This is a genomic window from Nonomuraea sp. NPDC004702 (genome assembly GCF_053601695.1).
In genome coordinates, this window is the sequence record NZ_JBSGCE010000058.1 from 38,385 (window position 1) to 57,011 (window position 18,627).

20 protein-coding genes are annotated in these 18,627 nt (G+C 72.4%); 14 read left to right on the forward strand and 6 right to left on the reverse strand.

Going from position 1 to position 18,627, the window contains the following annotated elements:
- Window positions 1-130 precede the first annotated feature (130 nt).
- The 3 genes from ACWEJ6_RS42550 to ACWEJ6_RS42560 all read left to right on the forward strand — a co-directional run bounded on the left by ACWEJ6_RS42550 (window position 131) and on the right by ACWEJ6_RS42560 (window position 3,904).
- The gene (locus ACWEJ6_RS42550; RefSeq protein WP_452431236.1) at window positions 131-1,975 is read left to right on the forward strand and encodes an AMP-dependent synthetase/ligase; all 1,845 of its coding nucleotides are present in this window, start codon (window positions 131-133) and stop codon (window positions 1,973-1,975) included.
- An 81-nt stretch (window positions 1,976-2,056) separates the two neighbouring features.
- Complete coding sequence (locus tag ACWEJ6_RS42555; protein WP_452431237.1) at window positions 2,057-3,250, forward strand: hypothetical protein; 1,194 nt, start codon at window positions 2,057-2,059, stop codon at window positions 3,248-3,250.
- A 153-nt stretch (window positions 3,251-3,403) separates the two neighbouring features.
- A complete protein-coding gene (locus tag ACWEJ6_RS42560; RefSeq protein ID WP_387680155.1) occupies window positions 3,404-3,904 on the forward strand; it encodes a hypothetical protein in 501 nt (166 codons plus the stop codon).
- Window positions 3,905-3,979: 75 nt separating this feature from the next.
- Here the strand turns inward: ACWEJ6_RS42560 and ACWEJ6_RS42565 are convergent, their stop codons facing one another.
- Window positions 3,980-4,633: an NAD(P)-dependent oxidoreductase gene (locus ACWEJ6_RS42565; protein WP_452431238.1), complete on the reverse strand. Its 654-nt coding sequence runs from the start codon at window positions 4,631-4,633 to the stop codon at window positions 3,980-3,982.
- Window positions 4,634-4,745: 112 nt separating this feature from the next.
- Here ACWEJ6_RS42565 and ACWEJ6_RS42570 point away from each other — a divergent pair, with 112 nt between their 5' ends.
- The 3 genes from ACWEJ6_RS42570 to ACWEJ6_RS42580 all read left to right on the forward strand — a co-directional run bounded on the left by ACWEJ6_RS42570 (window position 4,746) and on the right by ACWEJ6_RS42580 (window position 7,034).
- Window positions 4,746-5,111, forward strand: a complete 366-nt coding sequence (locus tag ACWEJ6_RS42570; RefSeq protein ID WP_452431239.1) for a winged helix-turn-helix transcriptional regulator — start codon at window positions 4,746-4,748, stop codon at window positions 5,109-5,111.
- Window positions 5,112-5,250: 139 nt separating this feature from the next.
- Complete coding sequence (gene moaA, locus ACWEJ6_RS42575) at window positions 5,251-6,240, forward strand: GTP 3',8-cyclase MoaA (RefSeq protein WP_358302285.1); 990 nt, start codon at window positions 5,251-5,253, stop codon at window positions 6,238-6,240.
- A gap of 2 nt (window positions 6,241-6,242) precedes the next feature.
- The gene (locus tag ACWEJ6_RS42580; RefSeq protein WP_449919068.1) at window positions 6,243-7,034 is read left to right on the forward strand and encodes an NTP transferase domain-containing protein; all 792 of its coding nucleotides are present in this window, start codon (window positions 6,243-6,245) and stop codon (window positions 7,032-7,034) included.
- A gap of 313 nt (window positions 7,035-7,347) precedes the next feature.
- Here ACWEJ6_RS42580 and ACWEJ6_RS42585 read toward each other — a convergent pair whose 3' ends face one another.
- Window positions 7,348-7,662 carry a DUF3099 domain-containing protein gene (locus ACWEJ6_RS42585; protein WP_357977208.1) on the reverse strand — a complete coding sequence of 105 codons (315 nt, stop codon included), beginning with the start codon at window positions 7,660-7,662 and terminating at the stop codon, window positions 7,348-7,350.
- 99 nt (window positions 7,663-7,761) lie between these two features.
- Between ACWEJ6_RS42585 and ACWEJ6_RS42590 the strand changes: the two genes are divergently transcribed.
- Entirely contained in the window at window positions 7,762-7,974 is a 213-nt protein-coding gene (locus tag ACWEJ6_RS42590; protein ID WP_125642491.1) for a dodecin, read from the forward strand.
- A gap of 180 nt (window positions 7,975-8,154) precedes the next feature.
- Here ACWEJ6_RS42590 and ACWEJ6_RS42595 read toward each other — a convergent pair whose 3' ends face one another.
- Together ACWEJ6_RS42595 and ACWEJ6_RS42600 are read right to left on the reverse strand one after the other, a co-directional pair.
- Complete coding sequence (locus ACWEJ6_RS42595; RefSeq protein ID WP_452431241.1) at window positions 8,155-9,513, reverse strand: metallopeptidase TldD-related protein; 1,359 nt, start codon at window positions 9,511-9,513, stop codon at window positions 8,155-8,157.
- Window positions 9,514-9,527: 14 nt separating this feature from the next.
- Window positions 9,528-11,021, reverse strand: a complete 1,494-nt coding sequence (locus tag ACWEJ6_RS42600; RefSeq protein WP_352327883.1) for a TldD/PmbA family protein — start codon at window positions 11,019-11,021, stop codon at window positions 9,528-9,530.
- Window positions 11,022-11,098: 77 nt separating this feature from the next.
- Here ACWEJ6_RS42600 and ACWEJ6_RS42605 point away from each other — a divergent pair, with 77 nt between their 5' ends.
- Window positions 11,099-11,794: a beta-ketoacyl-ACP reductase gene (locus ACWEJ6_RS42605; protein WP_358008091.1), complete on the forward strand. Its 696-nt coding sequence runs from the start codon at window positions 11,099-11,101 to the stop codon at window positions 11,792-11,794.
- A 1-nt stretch (window position 11,795) separates the two neighbouring features.
- Complete coding sequence (gene fabI / locus ACWEJ6_RS42610) at window positions 11,796-12,560, forward strand: enoyl-ACP reductase FabI (protein ID WP_352327881.1); 765 nt, start codon at window positions 11,796-11,798, stop codon at window positions 12,558-12,560.
- A 5-nt stretch (window positions 12,561-12,565) separates the two neighbouring features.
- Here the strand turns inward: fabI and ACWEJ6_RS42615 are convergent, their stop codons facing one another.
- Window positions 12,566-13,441 carry a hypothetical protein gene (locus ACWEJ6_RS42615; RefSeq protein WP_452431240.1) on the reverse strand — a complete coding sequence of 292 codons (876 nt, stop codon included), beginning with the start codon at window positions 13,439-13,441 and terminating at the stop codon, window positions 12,566-12,568.
- Between the two features lie 127 nt (window positions 13,442-13,568).
- Complete coding sequence (locus ACWEJ6_RS42620; protein WP_352363413.1) at window positions 13,569-14,516, reverse strand: aldo/keto reductase; 948 nt, start codon at window positions 14,514-14,516, stop codon at window positions 13,569-13,571.
- Between the two features lie 146 nt (window positions 14,517-14,662).
- Here ACWEJ6_RS42620 and ACWEJ6_RS42625 point away from each other — a divergent pair, with 146 nt between their 5' ends.
- The 5 genes from ACWEJ6_RS42625 to mshC are packed head-to-tail and all read left to right on the forward strand — an operon-like array spanning window position 14,663 to window position 18,570.
- Window positions 14,663-15,349 (forward strand): MSMEG_4193 family putative phosphomutase, encoded by a 687-nt coding sequence (locus ACWEJ6_RS42625; RefSeq protein ID WP_397218058.1) that lies wholly within the window; start codon window positions 14,663-14,665, stop codon window positions 15,347-15,349.
- A 9-nt stretch (window positions 15,350-15,358) separates the two neighbouring features.
- The gene (locus ACWEJ6_RS42630; RefSeq protein WP_352363409.1) at window positions 15,359-15,907 is read left to right on the forward strand and encodes a DUF3090 domain-containing protein; all 549 of its coding nucleotides are present in this window, start codon (window positions 15,359-15,361) and stop codon (window positions 15,905-15,907) included.
- Window positions 15,904-16,668: an SCO1664 family protein gene (locus ACWEJ6_RS42635; protein WP_352327876.1), complete on the forward strand. Its 765-nt coding sequence runs from the start codon at window positions 15,904-15,906 to the stop codon at window positions 16,666-16,668. The genes ACWEJ6_RS42630 and ACWEJ6_RS42635 overlap by 4 nt, the downstream gene beginning before the upstream one ends.
- A 31-nt stretch (window positions 16,669-16,699) precedes the next feature.
- Complete coding sequence (locus ACWEJ6_RS42640) at window positions 16,700-17,356, forward strand: NRDE family protein (protein WP_397158768.1); 657 nt, start codon at window positions 16,700-16,702, stop codon at window positions 17,354-17,356.
- Window positions 17,353-18,570, forward strand: a complete 1,218-nt coding sequence (gene mshC / locus ACWEJ6_RS42645; protein ID WP_387680181.1) for a cysteine--1-D-myo-inosityl 2-amino-2-deoxy-alpha-D-glucopyranoside ligase — start codon at window positions 17,353-17,355, stop codon at window positions 18,568-18,570. The genes ACWEJ6_RS42640 and mshC overlap by 4 nt, the downstream gene beginning before the upstream one ends.
- Window positions 18,571-18,627: the final 57 nt, after the last annotated feature.

Genomic DNA, 18,627 nt, shown 5'->3' on the forward strand with positions numbered 1-18,627 from the left:
CGTACGGCACCTGGACGATCACTCTACGTGACCGCCCCGACTGTTTCCCGCCTGGGTCTTGCCGCTGTCCAGAGGGTGTGGTGCGATGCATGCCACCTGTGCAAGTGATTACTGACTGGAGGCGGGTGCCATGGCCGAAGTCCTCGACGTACGGGCCGACATCGAGCGGGAGATCGCCGGTCGCACGGTCTGCGAACAGCTCAGGCAGGTGGCCGCCCGGCACCCCGACGCACCCGCGTACTCCGACCCCGAAGGCTCCGGCGGCTGGACGACGTTGACCTACGGGCAGGCGCGGCGGCGCATCCTGGAGATCGCGGCCGCCTTCGCCGCCCTCGGCCTGCGGCGCGGCGAATCAGTCGCGATCATGATGGTCAACCGCAGCGAGCACGTGCTGGCCGACCTCGGCGCCGTGCACGCCGGCGGCGTGGGCTGCACGGTCTACTCCACCTTCGCGCCCGACCAGATCGCGTTCGTGGCCGGCGACGTGGGCGCCCGCTTCGCCGTGCTGGGCGGCCCCGCCGAGCTGGCCCGCTGGCAGCCGGTGCTCGACCGGCTCGACGGCCTGCGCCGGATCATCATGCTCGACGGCGCCCCCGACGACGAGCGCTTCCTGTCCTGGGCCGACTTCCTCGACCTGGGCCGCGCCCGCCTGGCCGAGGACGAGGCCGCCGTCGAGGCCCGCGCCCGGGAGGTGGCCGCCGGCGACGTCGTCACCGTGCTCTACACCTCGGGCACCACCGGCATGCCCAAGGGCGTGCCGCTCACCCACACCAACGTCTTCTACGAGGCCGCCGCCACCGACCGCATCACCTCGCTGCCGACGCACGGCACCCAGATCTCCTACCTCACCTACGCCCACATCGCCGAGCGCATCCTCAGCCTCTACCTCCCGCTGGTCAAGATGTCGCACGTGCACTTCTGCACCGACCTGGCCAACCTCGGCGCCACGCTCGGCCAGGTCAGGCCGATGATGTTCTTCGGCGTGCCGCGCGTGTGGGAGAAGATGATGGCCCGGTTGCTGGCCGTGCTCGCCACGCAGCCGCCCGAGCAGCAGGCCGCCGTACGCGAGGCCATGGCGGCCGGCGCCGCCTACGTCGAGGCCGGCCAGTACGGCGGCACGATCACCCCCGAGATCCAGGCCGCCTACGACAAGGCCGACGCGGCCCTGCTGTCGGTCGTCCGCGGCATGATCGGCTTCGACCGCGCCGAGTGGACCGCGACCGGCGCCGCCCCCCTGCCCGCCGAGGTCCAGCACTTCTACGCCGGCCTCGGCCTCAAGGTCATCGACGTCTACGGCATGACCGAGACCACCGGCGCCTTCACCGGCAACAGCCCCTCCTGCTACCGCCTGGGCACCGTCGGCAGGGCCGAGCCCGGCGTCGAGGTGCGCATCGCCGAGGACGGCGAGATCCTCACCCGCAGCCCGCTCAACACCGGCGGCTACCTCAACCGCCCCGAGGCCACCGCCGAGCTGCTCGACGCCGACGGCTGGCTGCACACCGGCGACATCGGCACGGTCGACGCCGACGGCTTCTACCGCGTCGTCGACCGCAAGAAGGAGCTCATCATCACCGCCGGCGGCGAGAACGTCTCGCCCGCCGAGATCGAGAACCACCTCAAGGAGCACCTGCTCATCGGCCAGGCCCTCGCCTACGGCGACAACCGCCCGCACCCGGTGGCCGTCCTGACCCTCGACGGCGAGACCGCGCCGGGCTGGGCGCGGGCCCGCGGCATCGGCTTCACCTCCCTGGCCGAGCTGGCCGAGCACCCCGACGTCCTCAAGGAGGTCGCGGCCGCCGTCGAGGCCGCCAACGCCAGGCTGGCCAGGGTGCAGCAGGTCAAACGGTGGGCGCTGCTCGGCACCGAGTGGACCGCCGAGACCGAGGAGCTCACCCCGAGCCTGAAGCTGAAGCGGCGCGTCATCCACGCCAAGTACGCCGACGTCATCGAGTCCCTCTACGGCGAGGCGCGCTGATCTGCGGCCCCCGTCGGCTTTGCCATAAGGGGTGCGTGTCGCGGTCCTGGTCATGACCGGGCGGTTCCTAGCGTCTCGCTCATGACCAGAAGCCTCCTTCTCGTCTCGCTCGCGGCGGGGTCGCTCACGGCGCCCGTGCCTGCGTATCCCGCCGCGACCGAGCTCGCCATCCGCGCCATCACCGTACGGCCCGCGAACCCGGTCGTGGGTGCCCACGACTCGGTGAGCCTGGTGATCGACGTGATCGCGCGGGGCGCGCGCGGCAAGAACGGCGTCACCGTCAAGGTGGAGCCCGGCGCCCCGCCCGGCCCGCTGCTGTCGGCCAAGCCCCCGGTCGAGGACGCCGCCGACCTCCCGCCCGCCTCCGACCTCCCGCCCGCCTCCGACCTCCCGCCCGCCGCCGAACCCGGCCTCCAGCCTCCGGCCCTTTCCGGGCCGCCGTCGTCCTCCTCGTCCTGGACGCCCGGGACGTCGTCGGCGCCCGCCGAGTCCGCTGGGCCCGCCGAGTCCGCTGGGCCCGCCGAGTCCACCGGGTCCGCCGGATCCGCCGAGTCCGCGGGGCCCTCCGGGTCTTCGGCGTCGCCGGTCGGCCCGGCCGGCGCCGCGCCGGGGAGCGCGTACGCGCATCCGGCTTCCGGCGGCCCGGTCGAGGGGCTGCGGGCCCTGATGCCGCTGCCCCTGACGGTCGTCGCCGAGCCAGGTGCCGCCGAGCCAGGCGCCGCCGAGCCGAGGGTCGACCTGCAGAAGGCCCCGTCCACCGGCACGCTGCCGCCCCGGCTGGTGTGGCGGCAGGGGGCGACCCCGCCGGCCCGGATGGCGGCCGACTGGCAGACCTGGCGTTTCCTGCCCGACAAGAAGCTGAACCGCTTCTACCCGACCGGCACCTGGACGATCAGCGCCACCGCCAGGGACGCCGACGGCGCCACGGTCACCGAATACGCCTCCTTCGAGCTCAGGAGGGCGACCAGGTTGTCGTCCGTCCGGGTGGAGAGGTCGCCGAAGTCCGCCGGAGGCGTGCGCCTGCGCGGCTCGCTGACCAGGATCGACCCGCGCGGCTTCACCGACTTCGGGCCGTACGCCAAGCAGCGGCTGCGGCTCCAGTGGCGCGGGGAGGGCTCGCCGGCCTGGGAGGACGTGGCCGAGACGACGACCGACGCGGCCGGGGCCTTCGTGCAGACGGTGCCGCCCAGGAGAGGCGGCCTGTGGCGCGTGCACTTCCCAGGAAACCCCCACTACGCGCCATACACCACTAAACCCCGACAAATCACCAGTTAACGTAATAAAGCACGCACAAAAATCCGCCGGGGTATTTGTCGTTATCCAATCGTGATCTGTCGTATCGCAACTTTTCTTTACCCTTACGCGTCATTAGGCGTTGACGTGTCCCGTCCCTGGGGCGCGTCCGAGACGGGGAAGGATTTGTTTTTGATGATGCGACGTCTAGCCGCCGGACTGGCCGCGGCCGCTCTGGGCGCCACGATGGTGGCCACCGCCGCCGCCGCGCCCGCCCTGGCGGACACGGACCCCGATCCCGACTTCGCGGGCGGGAGCACGAGCCTCCAGCTCGACGTCAACCCCGAGCCGGCGCGGCGCGGCAGGGCCCTCGACATCCAGGGCAAGCTGTCGGTGTCCTGCGACGAGGACTACATCAGCGGGTTCGTCGCGGTGCACCACGCCGACTACTGCAAGGACAGCGAGCGCTGGCACCGTCTGGCGTGGAAGCGGGTCGTGATCCTCTTCCAGGCCGACGGCAGCGACAAGTGGGACTACGTCGAGTCCGTGCGCACGAACCGGGACGGCTCCTTCAGCACCAGCGAGCGGGCCTACACCTCGGGCACCTGGCGCGCCGTCTTCGAGGGCTCCAGGTACCTGGCCCCCTCCGAGGGCAAGGACTGGGTGAAGGTCTACGGCGGCGGCCACCGCCACTAGCGACACCGGCGGAAGCCCGGCCTCACGGCCGGGCTTCCGGCATGTCCGGCCCCGTTGCCGGGCCGGTCGTCGCCGTCAGTAGCCCACGGCGACCTGCACCCGGTGGTGCCGCGGGTCCTCGATCTCGGCCACCACCGCCGCCGCCAGATCGGCGTAGGAGAACACCGGCCCGCCCTCCTCGGCGGCCATGACCTGCTCCCCGCCGAACCGGTGCCGCCCGCTGCGCTCCGCCCGGTCGTCGAGCACCACCGGCGGCGGCGCGATCACCACCCAGTCCAGCGCCCCGCCCTCCTCGCGGAGGACCTCCAGCTCGGCGGCGTGCCCGAGGGAGAACGTCCGGGCGTCCTCGGGGAAGCCTGGGGTGTCCACCAGCCGCGTCCCCGGCGCGACCTCCAGCAAAGTGCCGATGCCCAGCGCCACCAGCCGGGGCACGCCCGCCGCCGCCAGCCCGCCGGTCAGCGCCCGCGCCGCCGCCGTGTAGAACTCCGCGGACGGCACGTCCAGCCGGACGCTCGCCTGCACCGCCACGTCGTGCCCCGCCGCGACCGCCGCCACGCTCTCCCGGTCGGTCACGTCACCGGCGACCACGCGCACGCCGTCACCGGACGGCCCCGCGTACCGGGCCGGGTCGCGCACCACGGCCGTCACCTCGTGCCCCCGCTCCACGGCCTGCCCGACCACCCGCGCGCCGGCCCGTCCGCCGCCGCCGAAAATCACGATCCTGCTCATCGTCGACACTCCGTCCAGCGGCCGGCACACCCGGCCGCGCCCGGCAGACGGTAGACGCCCGATGGTCACTTCCCGCAACGATAGTGAGCTCCCGCCGCCTAGCATGGACGTCATGGCCGAACCCCTTGACCCCGACATGTTCGCCGCCTGTGTCCACGTCGCCCCCGTCCGCGTCGGCGACAAGTGGACCGCCAAGATCATCCGCTGTCTGGAGCAGGGCCCGAGGCGCTTCACCGAGCTGCAGGTCCCGCTGCGCGGCATCACCCCGAAGGTCCTCACCGAGTCCCTGCGCGCCATGGAACGCGACGGCCTGCTCACCCGCACGGCCTACGCAGAGATCCCGCCCCGCGTCGAGTACGAGCTGACCCCCCTCGGCCGCAGCCTGCTCGCGCCCATGGCGGCCGGCTGCGAGTGGTCCAGGCAGCACCTGTCGGAGCTCATCGACGCCCGAGAGTCCTGGCACGCCGCCCACCCCTGACGATCCCGTCCCGGCGGCCCCACGGAATCGATCACCGGCGCGGCGCGTTGCCTGCCAGGGACAGGCAGGCGGTTTTGAGCGCCGCGCGACACCCGTCGTAGTCTGGCTCTCTGGCGAAACGGACAGGAGGTGACGCCCCATGTTGCGAGACTCGTTCGGACGGGTGGCGACGGATCTGCGGGTGTCCCTCACGGACAAGTGCAATCTGCGCTGCACGTACTGCATGCCGCCCGAAGGGCTCGACTGGCTGCCCAAGGCCCAGTTGCTGACGGCCGACGAGATCGTCCGGCTGGTGCGCATAGGCGTCGAGCGGCTGGGCGTCACCGAGGTGCGCTACACCGGCGGCGAGCCGCTGCTGCGGCGCGAGCTGGTCGACATCGTCGCCCGCACCACCGCCCTCGACCCGCGTCCCCAGGTGCTGCTGACCACCAACGGCATCGGCCTGGCCCGGCTGGCCGAGCCGCTGGCGCGGGCCGGCCTCGACCGGGTCAACGTCTCACTCGACACGCTCGACCCGGCCACGTTCAAGCAGCTCGCCCACCGCGACCGGCACGCCGACGTCATCGCGGGGCTGGCCGCCGCCGACGCGGCGGGTCTGCGCCCGGTCAAGGTCAACGCGGTGCTCATGCGCGGCGTCAACGACCACGAGGCCGTGCCGCTGCTGCGCTTCTGCCTGGAGCGCGGCTACGAGCTGCGCTTCATCGAGCAGATGCCGCTCGACGCCCAGCACGGCTGGACCCGCGAAGGCATGATCACCGCCGACGAGATCCTCGAACGCCTCTCGGCCGCCTTCGACCTGACCCCCGACGACCTGGAGCAGCGCGGCAGCGCCCCGGCCGAGCGGTTCCTGGTCGGCGGCGGCCCGGCCCGGGTCGGCGTGATCGGCTCGGTGACGCGCCCGTTCTGCGGCGCCTGCGACCGGGTCCGGCTCACCGCCGACGGCCAGGTGCGCAACTGCCTGTTCGCCACCGAGGAGTCCGACCTCAAGACCGCCATGCGCGCGGGCGCCTCCGACGACGACCTGGCCGCCCGCTGGGTCGCCGCGGTCGCCCGCAAGCGCGCCGGGCACGGCATCGACGACCCGTCCTTCCTCCAGCCGTCCAGGCCGATGTCGGCCATCGGCGGCTGACGATGCTCTTCGACGCGGTCGTCCTGGCCGGGGGAGCGGCCCGCCGCCTGGGCGGCGCCGACAAGCCCGGCCTGGCCGTCGGCGGCCGTCCGCTGGTCGAGCGGGTGGTCGCGGCGGCGTCCGGCGCGCGCCGCACGGTCGTCGTCGGGCCGCGCCGGGAGCTGCCCGGGGTCGTGTTCACGCGGGAGGACCCGCCGGGCGGCGGGCCCGTCCCCGCGCTGGCCGCCGGGTTGCGCGAGGTCGAGGCGCCGTGGCTGGTGCTGCTCGCCGGTGACCTGCCGTTCCTGACGGCCGCGCACGTGCGGGAGCTGCTGGCGGCGGCCCGTCCCGGAGCGGGGGCGGTCATGGTCGACGACGACGGCCGCGAGCAGTGGCTCGTCGGCGCCTGGCCGGTGCCGCAGCTGCGGGCGGCGCTCGCCGCCTACCCCGGGCGTTCCCTCAAGGGCCTGCTCGGCCCCCTGACCGGAACGCGGCTGGCCTCGCCGGGCCGGCCGTGGTTCGACTGCGACACGATGGACGACCTGAAGGAGGCTCGCATGAACGTACTCGCCGAGTGGACGGCGCTGGTGTGCAAGGAGCTGGGCGTCGACCCCGCCCGGGTGGACCGCGACCTGGTCCTCGACCTGACCAAGGAGGTCGCCCACGGGGTGGCCAGGCCCGCCGCGCCGCTCACCGCCTACCTGCTCGGGCTGGCCCAGGGCGCGGGCAGCGCCCCTGAGGACGCCGTGGCCAGACTGGTCACATTGGCGAAGAACTGGGAGCAGGCGACCACCGAGACCCTGACTGATGGCTGACACTCGAACGAACTCTTGAAGTCAAGCTGACCGCTTCCTCCAGATTTCCTGGGAATTGCGAGGAGGAGGCCGGTGTAAACGATTTCGGGAAAGCGGTCCTATCGGACTCCGGCCGGCACGGGGACTGATCGTCCAATGCAAAGGGCTGGCCAGGAAAAGGGCGACGCCGGGTGGTTACGGGGGCAAACCACCCGGCGTCGCTTCATCGGCGTTCCGACGGGGGCCCGGAACGCCGGCACCAGCACTCCGACGGGGGACCGGAGCGCTTGCCTAAAGCGTACACCTACAACCCATGGGATGCGTCAAGACTTAGTCACGACCCGATCTCGCGTCGATGCAGCGGTATCTCGGTTTGGTTAGCCTCGGGGGACTGAAAGTGGGGCGGCGGCGCGCCCTCGCTGCGCTCATTGGCCCCGATTACGGCAATGTATGGCAAAAACACTGCCCCGGCGATGAACAGCAGCCGGTAGGGCCACGGCACCGGCACCACGACCGCCAGGATCAGGCAGATCGTCCGGATGCCCATCTTGATCAGGTAGGCGACCTCACGCTTGCGGATGTCCGCCGTGAGCGAGGGTCTGGCGTCGGTGACCTGATGGACGTCCGGCTTCTTGCGCCACCCCTTCATACCTTCCACGGTAGACCTCGTACGGGCAGGGCGCGACGGCGCGGCCGGGCGCTGAGGAGGGTCATGCGATCATGGCCTTCGAGTAAGGAGGATGGGGAGATGACGGATCGAACGTATCGGGTCACTGAGATAGTCGGCACGTCGGGGGAGAGCCTTGACCAGGCCATCCGCAACGGCCTCCAGCGGGCCTCGCAGACCCTGCGCCACCTGGACTGGTTCGAGGTCACCGAGATCCGCGGCCACCTCGACGGAGGCGAGATCGCGCACTACCAGGTGGGCATGAAGGTGGGCTTCCGCCTGGAGGACTCCTGACCGTCCCCGCACGGCCCGGGGCCGGCGCCCCGGCACACCGACGCCCGTCCCGGCCCCGGCCCGCCCTGCGGCCCGCTGAAGGCCCGGACGGCGGCCGGCACGACGACGCCCGCCGCCCCGCTCGATCGCGGGACGGCGGGCGCTCACGGCCGTGACGTACGGCCCCGACGTACGGCGGGGTCAGCTCGCCTGGCTGACCGTCGACATGTTGAAGTCCGGCACCCGCAGCGGCGGCATCACCGTGCGCTGGAAGTAGTCGTTCCACTCGCGGGGCAGCGTGCGCTCGGCCGCCCCCACCTCCGTGACGCGCCCGAGCAGGTCGACCGGGCTCTCGTTGAACCGGAAGTTGTTCACCTCGCCGACGACCTCGCCGTGCTCCACCAGGTAGACGCCGTCGCGGGTGAGGCCCGTGACCAGCAGCGTCTGGGGATCGACCGCGCGGATGTACCACAGGCAGGTGACGAGCAGCCCGCGCCGCGTGGAGGCGATCATCTCCTCCAGCGACCGGGCGCCCTCCGCCGGGCCGGACATGACCAGGTTGTCGATGCCGGGCGTCACCGGCAGCCCGCTCAGCTCGGCCGAGTAGCGCGTCTGGAGCAGCGACTCCAGCCGGCCGTCCCTGATCCAGTCGGTGGGGCCCAGCGGCAGGCCGTTGTCGAACACCGAGCCGTCGCGGCTGGAGGCGTGCGCGGTGACGAACGGCGCGCACGAGATGCCCGCGGCCCGGGGATCGCTGGACAGCGTGATCGGCAGCGTGGCGAGCTGCTCGCCCACCCGCGTGCCGCCGCCCGGCCCGGAGAACACCGAGCGGCCGTCGAGCGCGTCCCTGGCGCCCGAGGACCAGTACAGGTAGATCATCAGGTCGGCCACCGCGCTCGGCGGCAGCAGCGTCTCGTAGCGGCCCGCGGGCAGGTCGACCCGGTTCTTGGCCCACTCCAGGCGCTGGGCCAGCGAGGCGTCGAGCGCGGCCACGTCGACGTCGGCGAAGTCCTCGGTGAACACGCCGGTCCAGGCCGACCGCTTCAGGTCGCCGGACTTGGCGTTGAGCTCCAGGCGGCCGGTCGGCTGGTCGTGCCGCAGCCGCACGCCGGTGGAGGTGCCGAGGAAGGTCGAGGTGAGGGAGTGCTCGGCGAAGCCGTAGAGCTTCCTGTCGCCGGACTCGGCGGCCGAGAACGCCTCGCCGAGCGCGGGCGCGAACCGCTCGAACACCCCGATGTCGGTCGGCCGCACCTCGTCGTCCCAGCCGGGGGCGGCCGGGCCGCCCTCGACCAGCGGGCGGGCGTCCTCGGCCGGCCGGGCCTCGCGGGCCGCCCGGTCGGCCGCCGCGACCACGTCGGGGAGCTGGTCGGCGCGCACGGCCGAGCGCGAGACCACGCCCACGCCCTGCCCGGCCACCGAGATCACGGTCAGCCGGGACGAGCGGGCCACGCCGTTGGTGGTCAGCGTGTTGCCCGCGAAACGCAGGTTGGCCGTGGAGCCCTCGTCCACCAGCACCACGCAGCCGTCGTTCGCGGAGAGCTCCAGAGCCCTCTCCACCATCTCCTGCGGAGTAGTCACTTGCCGCCCTCCTGCACCGTGTTGAGCACGCGCACGCCCCTGAACAGCGCCGACGGGCATCCGTGGCTGACCGGCGCGACCTGCCCCGGCTGGCCCTTGCCGCAGTTGAAGGCGCCGCCCAGCACGTACGTGCCCGGCCCGCCGACGCCGTCCATCGACTGCCAGAAATCGGTCGTGGTGGCCTGGTAGGCGAAGTCTCTGACCTGCCCGGCCAGCTTCCCGTGCGAGATCCGGTACGCCCGCTGCCCGGTGAACTGGAAGTTGTAGCGCTGCATGTCGATCGACCAGCTCTTGTCGCCCACGATGTACAGGCCGCGCTCCACCCCCGCGATCAGCTCCTCGGTGGAGGGCCCGCCGGGCGCGGCGGCCAGCGACACGTTCGCCATGCGCTGGATCGGCATGTGGCCGGGGGAGTCGGCGAACGCGCACCCGTTGGAGCGCCCGAACCCCTTCATCAGCGCCATCCGCCGGTCGAGCTGGTAGCCCACCAGCACGCCGTCCTTGACGATGTCGAAGCTCTGCCCCCGCACGCCCTCGTCGTCGTAGCCGACCGTGGCCAGGCCGTGGGTGACCGTGCGGTCGCCGGTGACGTTCATCAGCGGCGAGCCGTAGACCAGCTCGCCGAGCTGGTCGAAGGTGGCGAAGCTGGTGCCGGCGTAGGCGGCCTCGTAGCCCAGCGCGCGGTCGAGCTCGGTGGCGTGGCCGATCGACTCGTGGATCGTCAGCCACAGGTTGGACGGGTCGATCACCAGGTCGTAGTCGCCCGCCTCGACCGAGGGCGCGGCCAGCTTCTCGGCCAGCAGCTCGGGCAGCCGGCCCAGCTCGGCCGGCCAGTCCCAGCCCGTGCCGGTCAGGTACTCGTAGCCGCGGCCGACCGGCGGCGCGATCGTGGACATGTCGTCGAAGCCGCCCTCGTGCGCCTTCATCGCGTTGAGCGACGGATGCACCCGCACGCGCTGCTGCGTGGTCACCGTGCCCGCGGTGTCGGCGTAGAACTTCTGCTCCTTGACCTGCAGCAGCCGCGCCGAGACGTGGTCGGCGCCCTTGAGCAGCCCGGCCGACCAGTCGGCCAGCAGCCCCACCTTGTCGGCGGAGGGCACCTCGAACGGGTCGACGTCGTAGTCGGAGACCCACACCGCGTCGGCGTGCACCGGCTCGGGCGCCAGCTCGATGGGCTCCCGGTTGACCGGCGCGCTCACCTCGGCCACCCGCACCGCCTGCTCGGCCACCGCCGCGGCGGCCTGCGGGGTCAGGTGGATGCCGGCCGCGAACCCCCATGTGCCACCCTTGACGACACGGACCGCGTAGCCGAGGTCGTCGGCGTCGAGCGCGCCTTCGAGGCGGGCGTCGTACAGGCGCAGCGTCTCGGCCCTGACGCGTTCGAGCCGGAAGTCGGCGTGCTCGGCGCCGAGGTCGCGGGCGCGTTGCAGGGCCGCGTCCGCGAGCTGCCGCAGCGGCAGTTCCAGGAAATCGGGATCGATCTGGCGCATGTCCACGATCCTAACCCTGTGATCTTGTGCCACCCGGACAAGCGGATACCCGCAAGTAAGAGATAGCGTCAGATGCCATGGCACGCTCTGTACTCGTCACCGGAGGCAATCGCGGCATCGGCCTCGCGATCGCCCGTGAACTCGCCGCGGCCGGCGACGCCGTCGCGGTCACCTACCGATCGGGGGAGCCGCCGGAGGGTCTGTTCGGCGTCCGCTGCGACGTCACCAGCACGGCCGAGGTCGAGGCCGCCTTCGACAAGGTCGAGGCCGAGCAGGGGCCGGTCGAGGTCCTCGTCTCCAACGCGGGCATCACCAAGGACACCCTGCTGGCGATGATGAAGGAGGAGACCTTCACCGACGTCATCGACGCCAACCTGACCGGGGCCTACCGCGTGGCCAAGCGCGCCATCAGGCCCATGATGAAGATCAAGCGCGGCCGCATCATCCTCATCTCCTCCGTGGTCGGCCTGTCCGGCCAGGCGGGCCAGGCCAACTACGCCGCCTCCAAGGCCGGCCTGGTCGGCTTCGCCCGCTCCCTGGCCCGCGAGTACGGCTCGCGCAACATCACCGTCAACGTGGTGGCGCCCGGCTTCGTGGCCACCGACATGACGTCCGGTCTCGACCAGGAGGCCATCGTCAAGAACATCCCGCTCGGGCGGCAGGCCGCCCCCGCGGAGATCGCGCGCGTCGTCCGCTTCCTGGCCGGCGACGACGCCTCGTACATCACCGGGGCCGTGATCCCGGTCGACGGCGGACTCGGAATGGGGCACTGACGTGGGAATTCTCGAAGGCAAGCGGATCCTCGTGACCGGCGTGCTCACCGACGCCTCCATCGCCTTCTCGGTGGCCAAGCTGGCCCAGGAGGAGGGCGCCACGGTCGTGCTCACCGGGTTCGGCCGGCTGAGCCTGGTCGAGCGCATCGCCAAGCGGCTGCCCCAGACCCCGCCGGTGCTGGAGCTCGACGTCCAGGACACCGACCAGCTCGACACGCTGGCCGCCCGCGTGGGCGAGCACGTCGACGGGCTCGACGGCGTCGTGCACTCCATCGGCTTCGCGCCGCAGAGCGCCCTCGGCGGCAACTTCCTCAACACGCCGTGGGAGGACGTCGCCACCGCCCTGCAGGTCTCCACGTACTCGTTCAAGTCGCTGGCCGTGGCCTGCCTGCCGCTGATGAAGGAGGGCGGCGCGGTCGTCGGCCTCGACTTCGACGCCTCCAAGGCCTGGCCGGTCTACGACTGGATGGGCGTGGCCAAGGCCGGCCTCGAGTCGTGCAGCCGCTACCTCGCCCGCGACCTGGGCAAGCACAACATCCGGGTCAACCTGGTCTCGGCCGGGCCGCTGCGCACGATGGCCGCCAAGTCGATCCCGGGCTTCAAGGAGTTCGAGGAGAGCTGGCCCGAGCGCTCGCCGCTGGGCTGGGACCTCACCGACACCGTCCCGGCCGCCAAGGCCTGCGTGGCGCTCATGTCCGACTGGTTCCCCGCCACCACCGGCGAGATCGTGCACGTCGACGGCGGCGCGCACGCGATCGGCGGCTGAGCGCCTCACGCCAGGCGGTGCCTGCCGCTGCTGCCCGCCGGGGCCGGCTCGAACGGGATCGACTCGCTCGGCTCGGCCCGGTGCCGCCGCTGCTGCACGATCCGGGTGGCCAGCACGGCCGACCCCAGCAGCACGATCGTCAGCACGGTGCCCAGCACGTCCTGAGCCGGCGGGCTGGGCCGCACCACCCGCTGGTCGCGCAGCGGCACGGCCAGCTCGCGCCCGAACGGGTTGGGCCACAGCAGCTCCACCCGCGAGTCGTCGGGATCGGCGGTCGGCTCCTCGGCGGTGACCGGCCGCTCGTCGTCCAGCGTGTACGGCTGGTGCTGCGGCGGCGTGGGCGGCTGCGTCGGCAGCGGCGCGGTGGCCTCGTCGGTCTCGCGCTCGCGCGGCCGGTCGCTCCGGCGGCGCCCGGTCTCGGTCTCGGGCCCGGTCTCGGTTCCGGGCGAGGCCGTCGGGGTGGGGTAGGCCGTCAGCGACGGGAGCACGCCCTGGTCGTCGCAGGCCAGCACCGGCAGGCACACGTCCTTCAGCGTCTCGGGCACCAGGTCGCTGTGGCTGGGGCTGGGGGAGGGGCGGTCCGAGTGGGACGGTTTGGCGGGCCTGCCGGTCGGCACGGCGTCGCCGACGGTGCCGAGCACCTCGTCGGTGGCCTTGTCGACGCCCTTGGTCACCGGGTCGGCCTTGCCGCCGGTCACGTCGTCGACCGTGCCCGTGAGCGCGCCGACGACGTCGCACAGCGTGTCGGTGACGCCCGAGAGCAGCCCACCCTCGCCCGGGCAGCCCTGGACGGCGGCGGCGGAAGCGGCCGGCGCCCCCGCCGGGATCGCCGCCAGCGCCACCGCGAGCACCCCGGCCGAGATCGCGGTCCTGCTCCCCATCCGTCCCCTCCTGTGTCGCTTCAGGAGGAAATCCTTATGGACAAGGCCCGTCAGACGCAGGCTTTTTCCCGGTAAAGTTGCGATTCGGTATCGACTAGTGATACGCGAGTTGGACTCTCGTTCGTCGTCAGTCGAGCGAGGACACGTCATCGAGCGCCTCCCGGATCTCGATCGGGAGCACGACGTCCTCGGCCGACAGAATCCCTTTGAGCTGCGTGTGGGTGCGGGCGCCGACGATCGCCGAGGCCACCCCGGGCTGGTCGCGCACCCACGACAAGGCCACCGCCAGCGGCGAGACGCCGAGCCCGTCGGCGGCGGTGGTGACCGACTCGACCACGCTGCGGCCGCGCTCGTCGAGATAGGGGCGGACGAAGTCGGCGAAGTGCGGCGTCGCGGCGCGGGAGTCGGCCGGGATGCCGGTGCGGTACTTGCCGGTCAGCACGCCCCGGCCCAGCGGCGACCAGGCCAGCACGCCGACGTCGAGGTGGGCGGCGGCGGGCAGCAGCTCGCGCTCGGGCTCGCGGGCCAGCAGCGAGTACTCGACCTGGGCCGAGGTGATCGGGATGCGGCCGGGGACCGACTTCTGGGTGACCGCGGCGGCGGCGAGCTGCCAGCCCGCGTAGTCGCACACGCCGGCGTAGACGGCCCGGCCGGAGGAGACGATCGCGTCGAGGGCGGCCAGGGTCTCCTCCAGCGGCACCTCGGCGTCGTAGGTGTGGAGCTGCCACAGGTCGACGTAGTCGAGGCCGAGCCGGTTGAGCGACTCGTCGACGGCGGCGATCAGGTGGCGCCTGGAGGCGTCGCGCGGCCGGCGGCCGGTCGGGGTGACCACGGCCTTGGTGGAGATCACCAGCTCCGAGCGCGGCACGGAGTCGCGCAGCATGCGGCCGAGCAGCCGCTCGGAGTCGCCCCCGGTGTAGACGTCGGCGGTGTCGACGAGGGTGCCGCCCGCGTCGACGAACGAACGGAGCTGGGCGGCGGCCTCCTCCGGGTCGGTGTCACGGCCCCAGGTCATCGTGCCGAGCCCCAGCCGGGACACCGACAGGCCGCTGCGGCCGACATAGCGCTGCTCCATGATCCCGCCAGGTTACCAAGAACGGGCTCGCCCGCCAGTCCGCCGCTCCAATGTCCTGCCTGGTGAGGAGCGTGGCGGCGGGTGGATGCGAAGTTTTCTCGCAGGTGCGTGAAACATGGTGATCCGCGCCTGCGACACTTGCTGGTGTGACCACCCTTCTGCTGGCCCGCCACGGGCTGACCGACCTCACCGGGCCGGTGCTGGCCGGGCGCACCCCGGGGGTGCACCTGAGCGAGGCCGGGCGGGCGCAGGCCGAGGCGCTGGCCGGCCGCATCGCCGGGGTCCGGCTCGACGCCGTCGTCTCCAGCCCGCTCGAACGCTGCCGCGAGACCGCCGAGGCCGTCGCCAAGGGCCGCGGGGCGGACGTGGTCCTCGACGAGCGGCTGATCGAGTGCGGCTACGGCGCCTGGACGGGCCGCCCGCTCAAGGAGCTCGCGCGGGAGCCGCTCTGGCAGACCGTACAGGCGCATCCGAGTGCGGTGACATTTCCGGAAGGGGAGTCGCTGGCCGATATGCAACATCGGGCGGTCGCCGCGGTCCGGGAGTGGAATCGACGCCTCGGGTTGAAGGGTGTCTACCTGGCGTGCACCCACGGAGACGTCATCAAGGCGATCGTGGCGGACGCTCTGGGGCTGCACCTCGATCATTTTCAGCGGATAACAGCCGATCCTGCGGCCCTCACCGTGATTCGCTATGCCCCCTTGCGTCCCTTTGTTCTCAGGATTAACGATATGGGGGAATTGCGGTTGCCTGAGGATTCGGAGGAGAAAGACGGGGGAGAAAACATCACCGGGAGCGATGCCGCCGTCGGCGGTGGACCCGGGACCACGTAAGGTCAGGCTATGCCGGTCTTCGACTACGACCCACCGGAGAGGTTCGTCGCCGGCGCCCTGGGGCAGCCGGGCGCGCGGGTCTTTTTTCTGCAGGCCAGGGCCGAGGGCAGACTGACCACCGTGGCGCTGGAGAAGCTGCAGGTGGCTGCGCTCGCGGGCAGGCTCGACGAGCTGCTCGACGAGGTTCTGCGGCTCAGCGGGGGCACCGCGCACGTGCCCGCGCTGGCTCCGGCCGACCTGGCCGACGACGCCCCCCTCGACGTGCCGGTCGCGGAGGACTTCCGGGTCGGCACCATGGCGCTCGCCTGGGACGACGACAAGTCCCAGGTGGTGATCGAGGCGCAGGAGGTCATCGACGAGGAGGACCTCGACGGCCCCGACCCCGCCGTGCTGCGGGTGCGGATCAGCGCCGGGGCAGCCCGTGCCTTCACCCGCAGGGCGCTCCAGATCGTGGCGGCGGGCCGGCCTCCCTGCCCCCTGTGCGGGCAGCCGCTCGACGCCGAAGGCCATGTCTGCGTCCGACTCAACGGCTACCGCGGGGGTGAGGCGGCTTCATGACCGCTCCTGAGAGCGAACCGGCCGTCAAGCCGCCACAAGGGCCGATCATGCAGGAGGAGGAGGCGCTCACGCTGCTGCGCGACGGGCGCCTGGAGGTGGCCGGCCGCCTGGTCGAGGCCACCAACATGACCCTCTACTGCTCGATCAAGCTGGGCGGCCGCAGCGCCGCCTGCGTCTACAAGCCCGTCCGCGGCGAGCGCCCCCTGTGGGACTTCCCCGACGGCACCCTCGCCGCCCGCGAGGTGGCCGCCTACGAGGTCTCCCAGGCGACCGGCTGGCGCATCGTGCCGCCGACCGTCTACCGCGAGGGCCCGTTCGGGCCCGGCATGTGTCAGCTGTGGATCGACACCGAGCGCGAGATCGACCTGATGCGGCTGGTCAAGAGCCGCAACCCGGTGGTGCGCCGGATGGCGGTGTTCGACGCGGTGGTCAACAACGCCGACCGCAAGGGCGGTCACCTGCTGCCGCTGCCGACCGGGCACGTCTACGGCGTCGACCACGGCGTCTGCTTCTCGGTCGAGGACAAACTGCGTACCGTGCTGTGGCAGTGGCGGGGCAAGCCGCTGGCGCGCGAGGCGGTGGCGGTGCTGGCCAAGCTGGAGCGCGACCTGGAGTCGGGCTCGCTGGGGCGGCGGCTGCGCGAGCTGCTCACGCTGGCCGAGGTGGAGGCCACCTGGCGGCGGGTCAGGCGGCTGCTGGACACCGGGGTGCATCCGTACCCGTCGGAAGGGTGGCCGGCCGTTCCCTGGCCCCCCATCTGAGGACTGGCGGGGGTTTTATACCCTTTGCCGCATGTGCACGCTGATCGTGAGAACCGGGGAGCCGCTGACCCTCATGGGCGTGCGGGACGAGCTCACCGACCGCCCCTGGGAGGCGCCCGGGGAGCACTGGCCCGAGCATCCCGGGGTGATCGGCGGCCGTGACCTCAAGGGCGGCGGCACCTGGATGGCCGTCTCCCCGTCCGCCTGCCGCGCCGCCGCCCTCCTCAACGGCCACGGCACGATGGCCCCCGAGACCACCAGGGTCTCCCGCGGCGACCTGGCCCTGATCGCGGTGTCCACGGGCGACGTCCCGGACGTCGACCTGACCCGCTACGACCCCTTCCACCTCGTGCTCGCCGACCTGTCCGGCGTGCGGCTGTTCAGCTGGGACGGCGACCGCCTCACCGCCTCCGCCCTGCCCGACGGCACCAGCATGGTCGTCAACACCGGCCTCGACCCGGACGCCGGCCGCGTACGGGCCCACCTGCCGCGCTTCGCGAGCGCGCCCGACTGGGCGGAGCTGATCACCGGCGCGCACTCCGACCGGCCGGACGCCCTCCTGGTGCGCAACACCCTGCCCGACGGCCGCGTCTACGCCTCGCTGTCGGTGATGCGGGTCACCCTGGGCCAGGACGACACCGCCTACGAGTTCACGGACCTTACGGCACGGATAGGCTCAAAGGCATGAGATCGTGGTCTGCCCAGAACATCCCCAAGCTCCCAGGTGAGAGCATTCCGCTGCGTCTCTACGACACGACGACGAGGCAGGTGCGGCAGACCGATCCCGGCCCCACCGCCCGGATGTACGTCTGCGGCATCACCCCCTACGACGCCACCCACCTCGGCCACGCCAACACCTACCACGCCTTCGACCTGGTGGGCCGGATGTGGCGGGACGCCGGGCACGAGGTCCACTACACCCAGAACGCCACCGACGTGGACGACCCGCTGCTGGAGCGGGCCGCCCAGACCGGCATCGACTGGCAGGAACTGGCCGAGCGCGAGATCGAGCTGTTCCGCACCGACATGGAGGCCCTGCGCATCCTGCCGCCGCGCGAGTACGTCGGCGTCACCGAGGTCGTGGGCCACGTCGCCGACCTGATCACCGAGCTCGCCGCCAAGGGCTGCACCTACGACCTCGACGGCGACGTCTACTTCAAGGTGGCCGACGCCCCCAAGTTCGGCCAGGTGTCCGGCTACGACGAGGCCGAGATGCTGGCCCTGTCCGCCGAGCGCGGCGGAGACCCCGACCGGCCGGGCAAGCGGCACCCGCTCGACTGGCTGCTGTGGCGGGCCGAGCGGCCCGGCGAACCGGCCTGGGAGACGAGCCTGGGCCGGGGGCGTCCCGGCTGGCACATCGAGTGCACCGCGATCGCGCTGCGCAACCTGGGCCCCGGCTACGACGTGGCGGGCGGCGGCTCCGACCTGATCTTCCCGCACCACGAGTGCGGCGCCTCCGAAGGGCACGCGGCGACGGGGGAGTGGCCGTTCGCCAAGTTCTACACGCACGCGGGCATGGTGGCGCTCGACGGCGAGAAGATGTCGAAGTCCAAGGGCAACCTGGTGTTCGTCAGCCGGCTGCGGCAGCGGCACGACCCGATGGCCGTGCGGCTCGTCCTGCTGGCCCACCACTACCGGGAGGACTGGGAGTACACGCCCGGCCAGCTCGCCGCCGCCGAGCGCCGGCTCGCGCTGTGGCGCTCGGCCGTCGCCCTGCCGGGCGCGCCGCGCGCGGAGGAGCTGCTGGCCGCGGTCCGCGAGCGGATGGCCGACGATCTCGACTCGCCGGGCGCGCTGGCCGCGATCGACGCCTGGGCCGAGCGGGCGCTGGCCGAGGGCGGCCCGCAGCAGCCCGGCCTGGTCAAGGACCTGACCGACGCCCTGCTCGGCATCGCCCTCTGACAAACCGACCGACAGCCTGCGGGTGACATGGTCGTGGGCCGGGCTTTCACGCCCGGC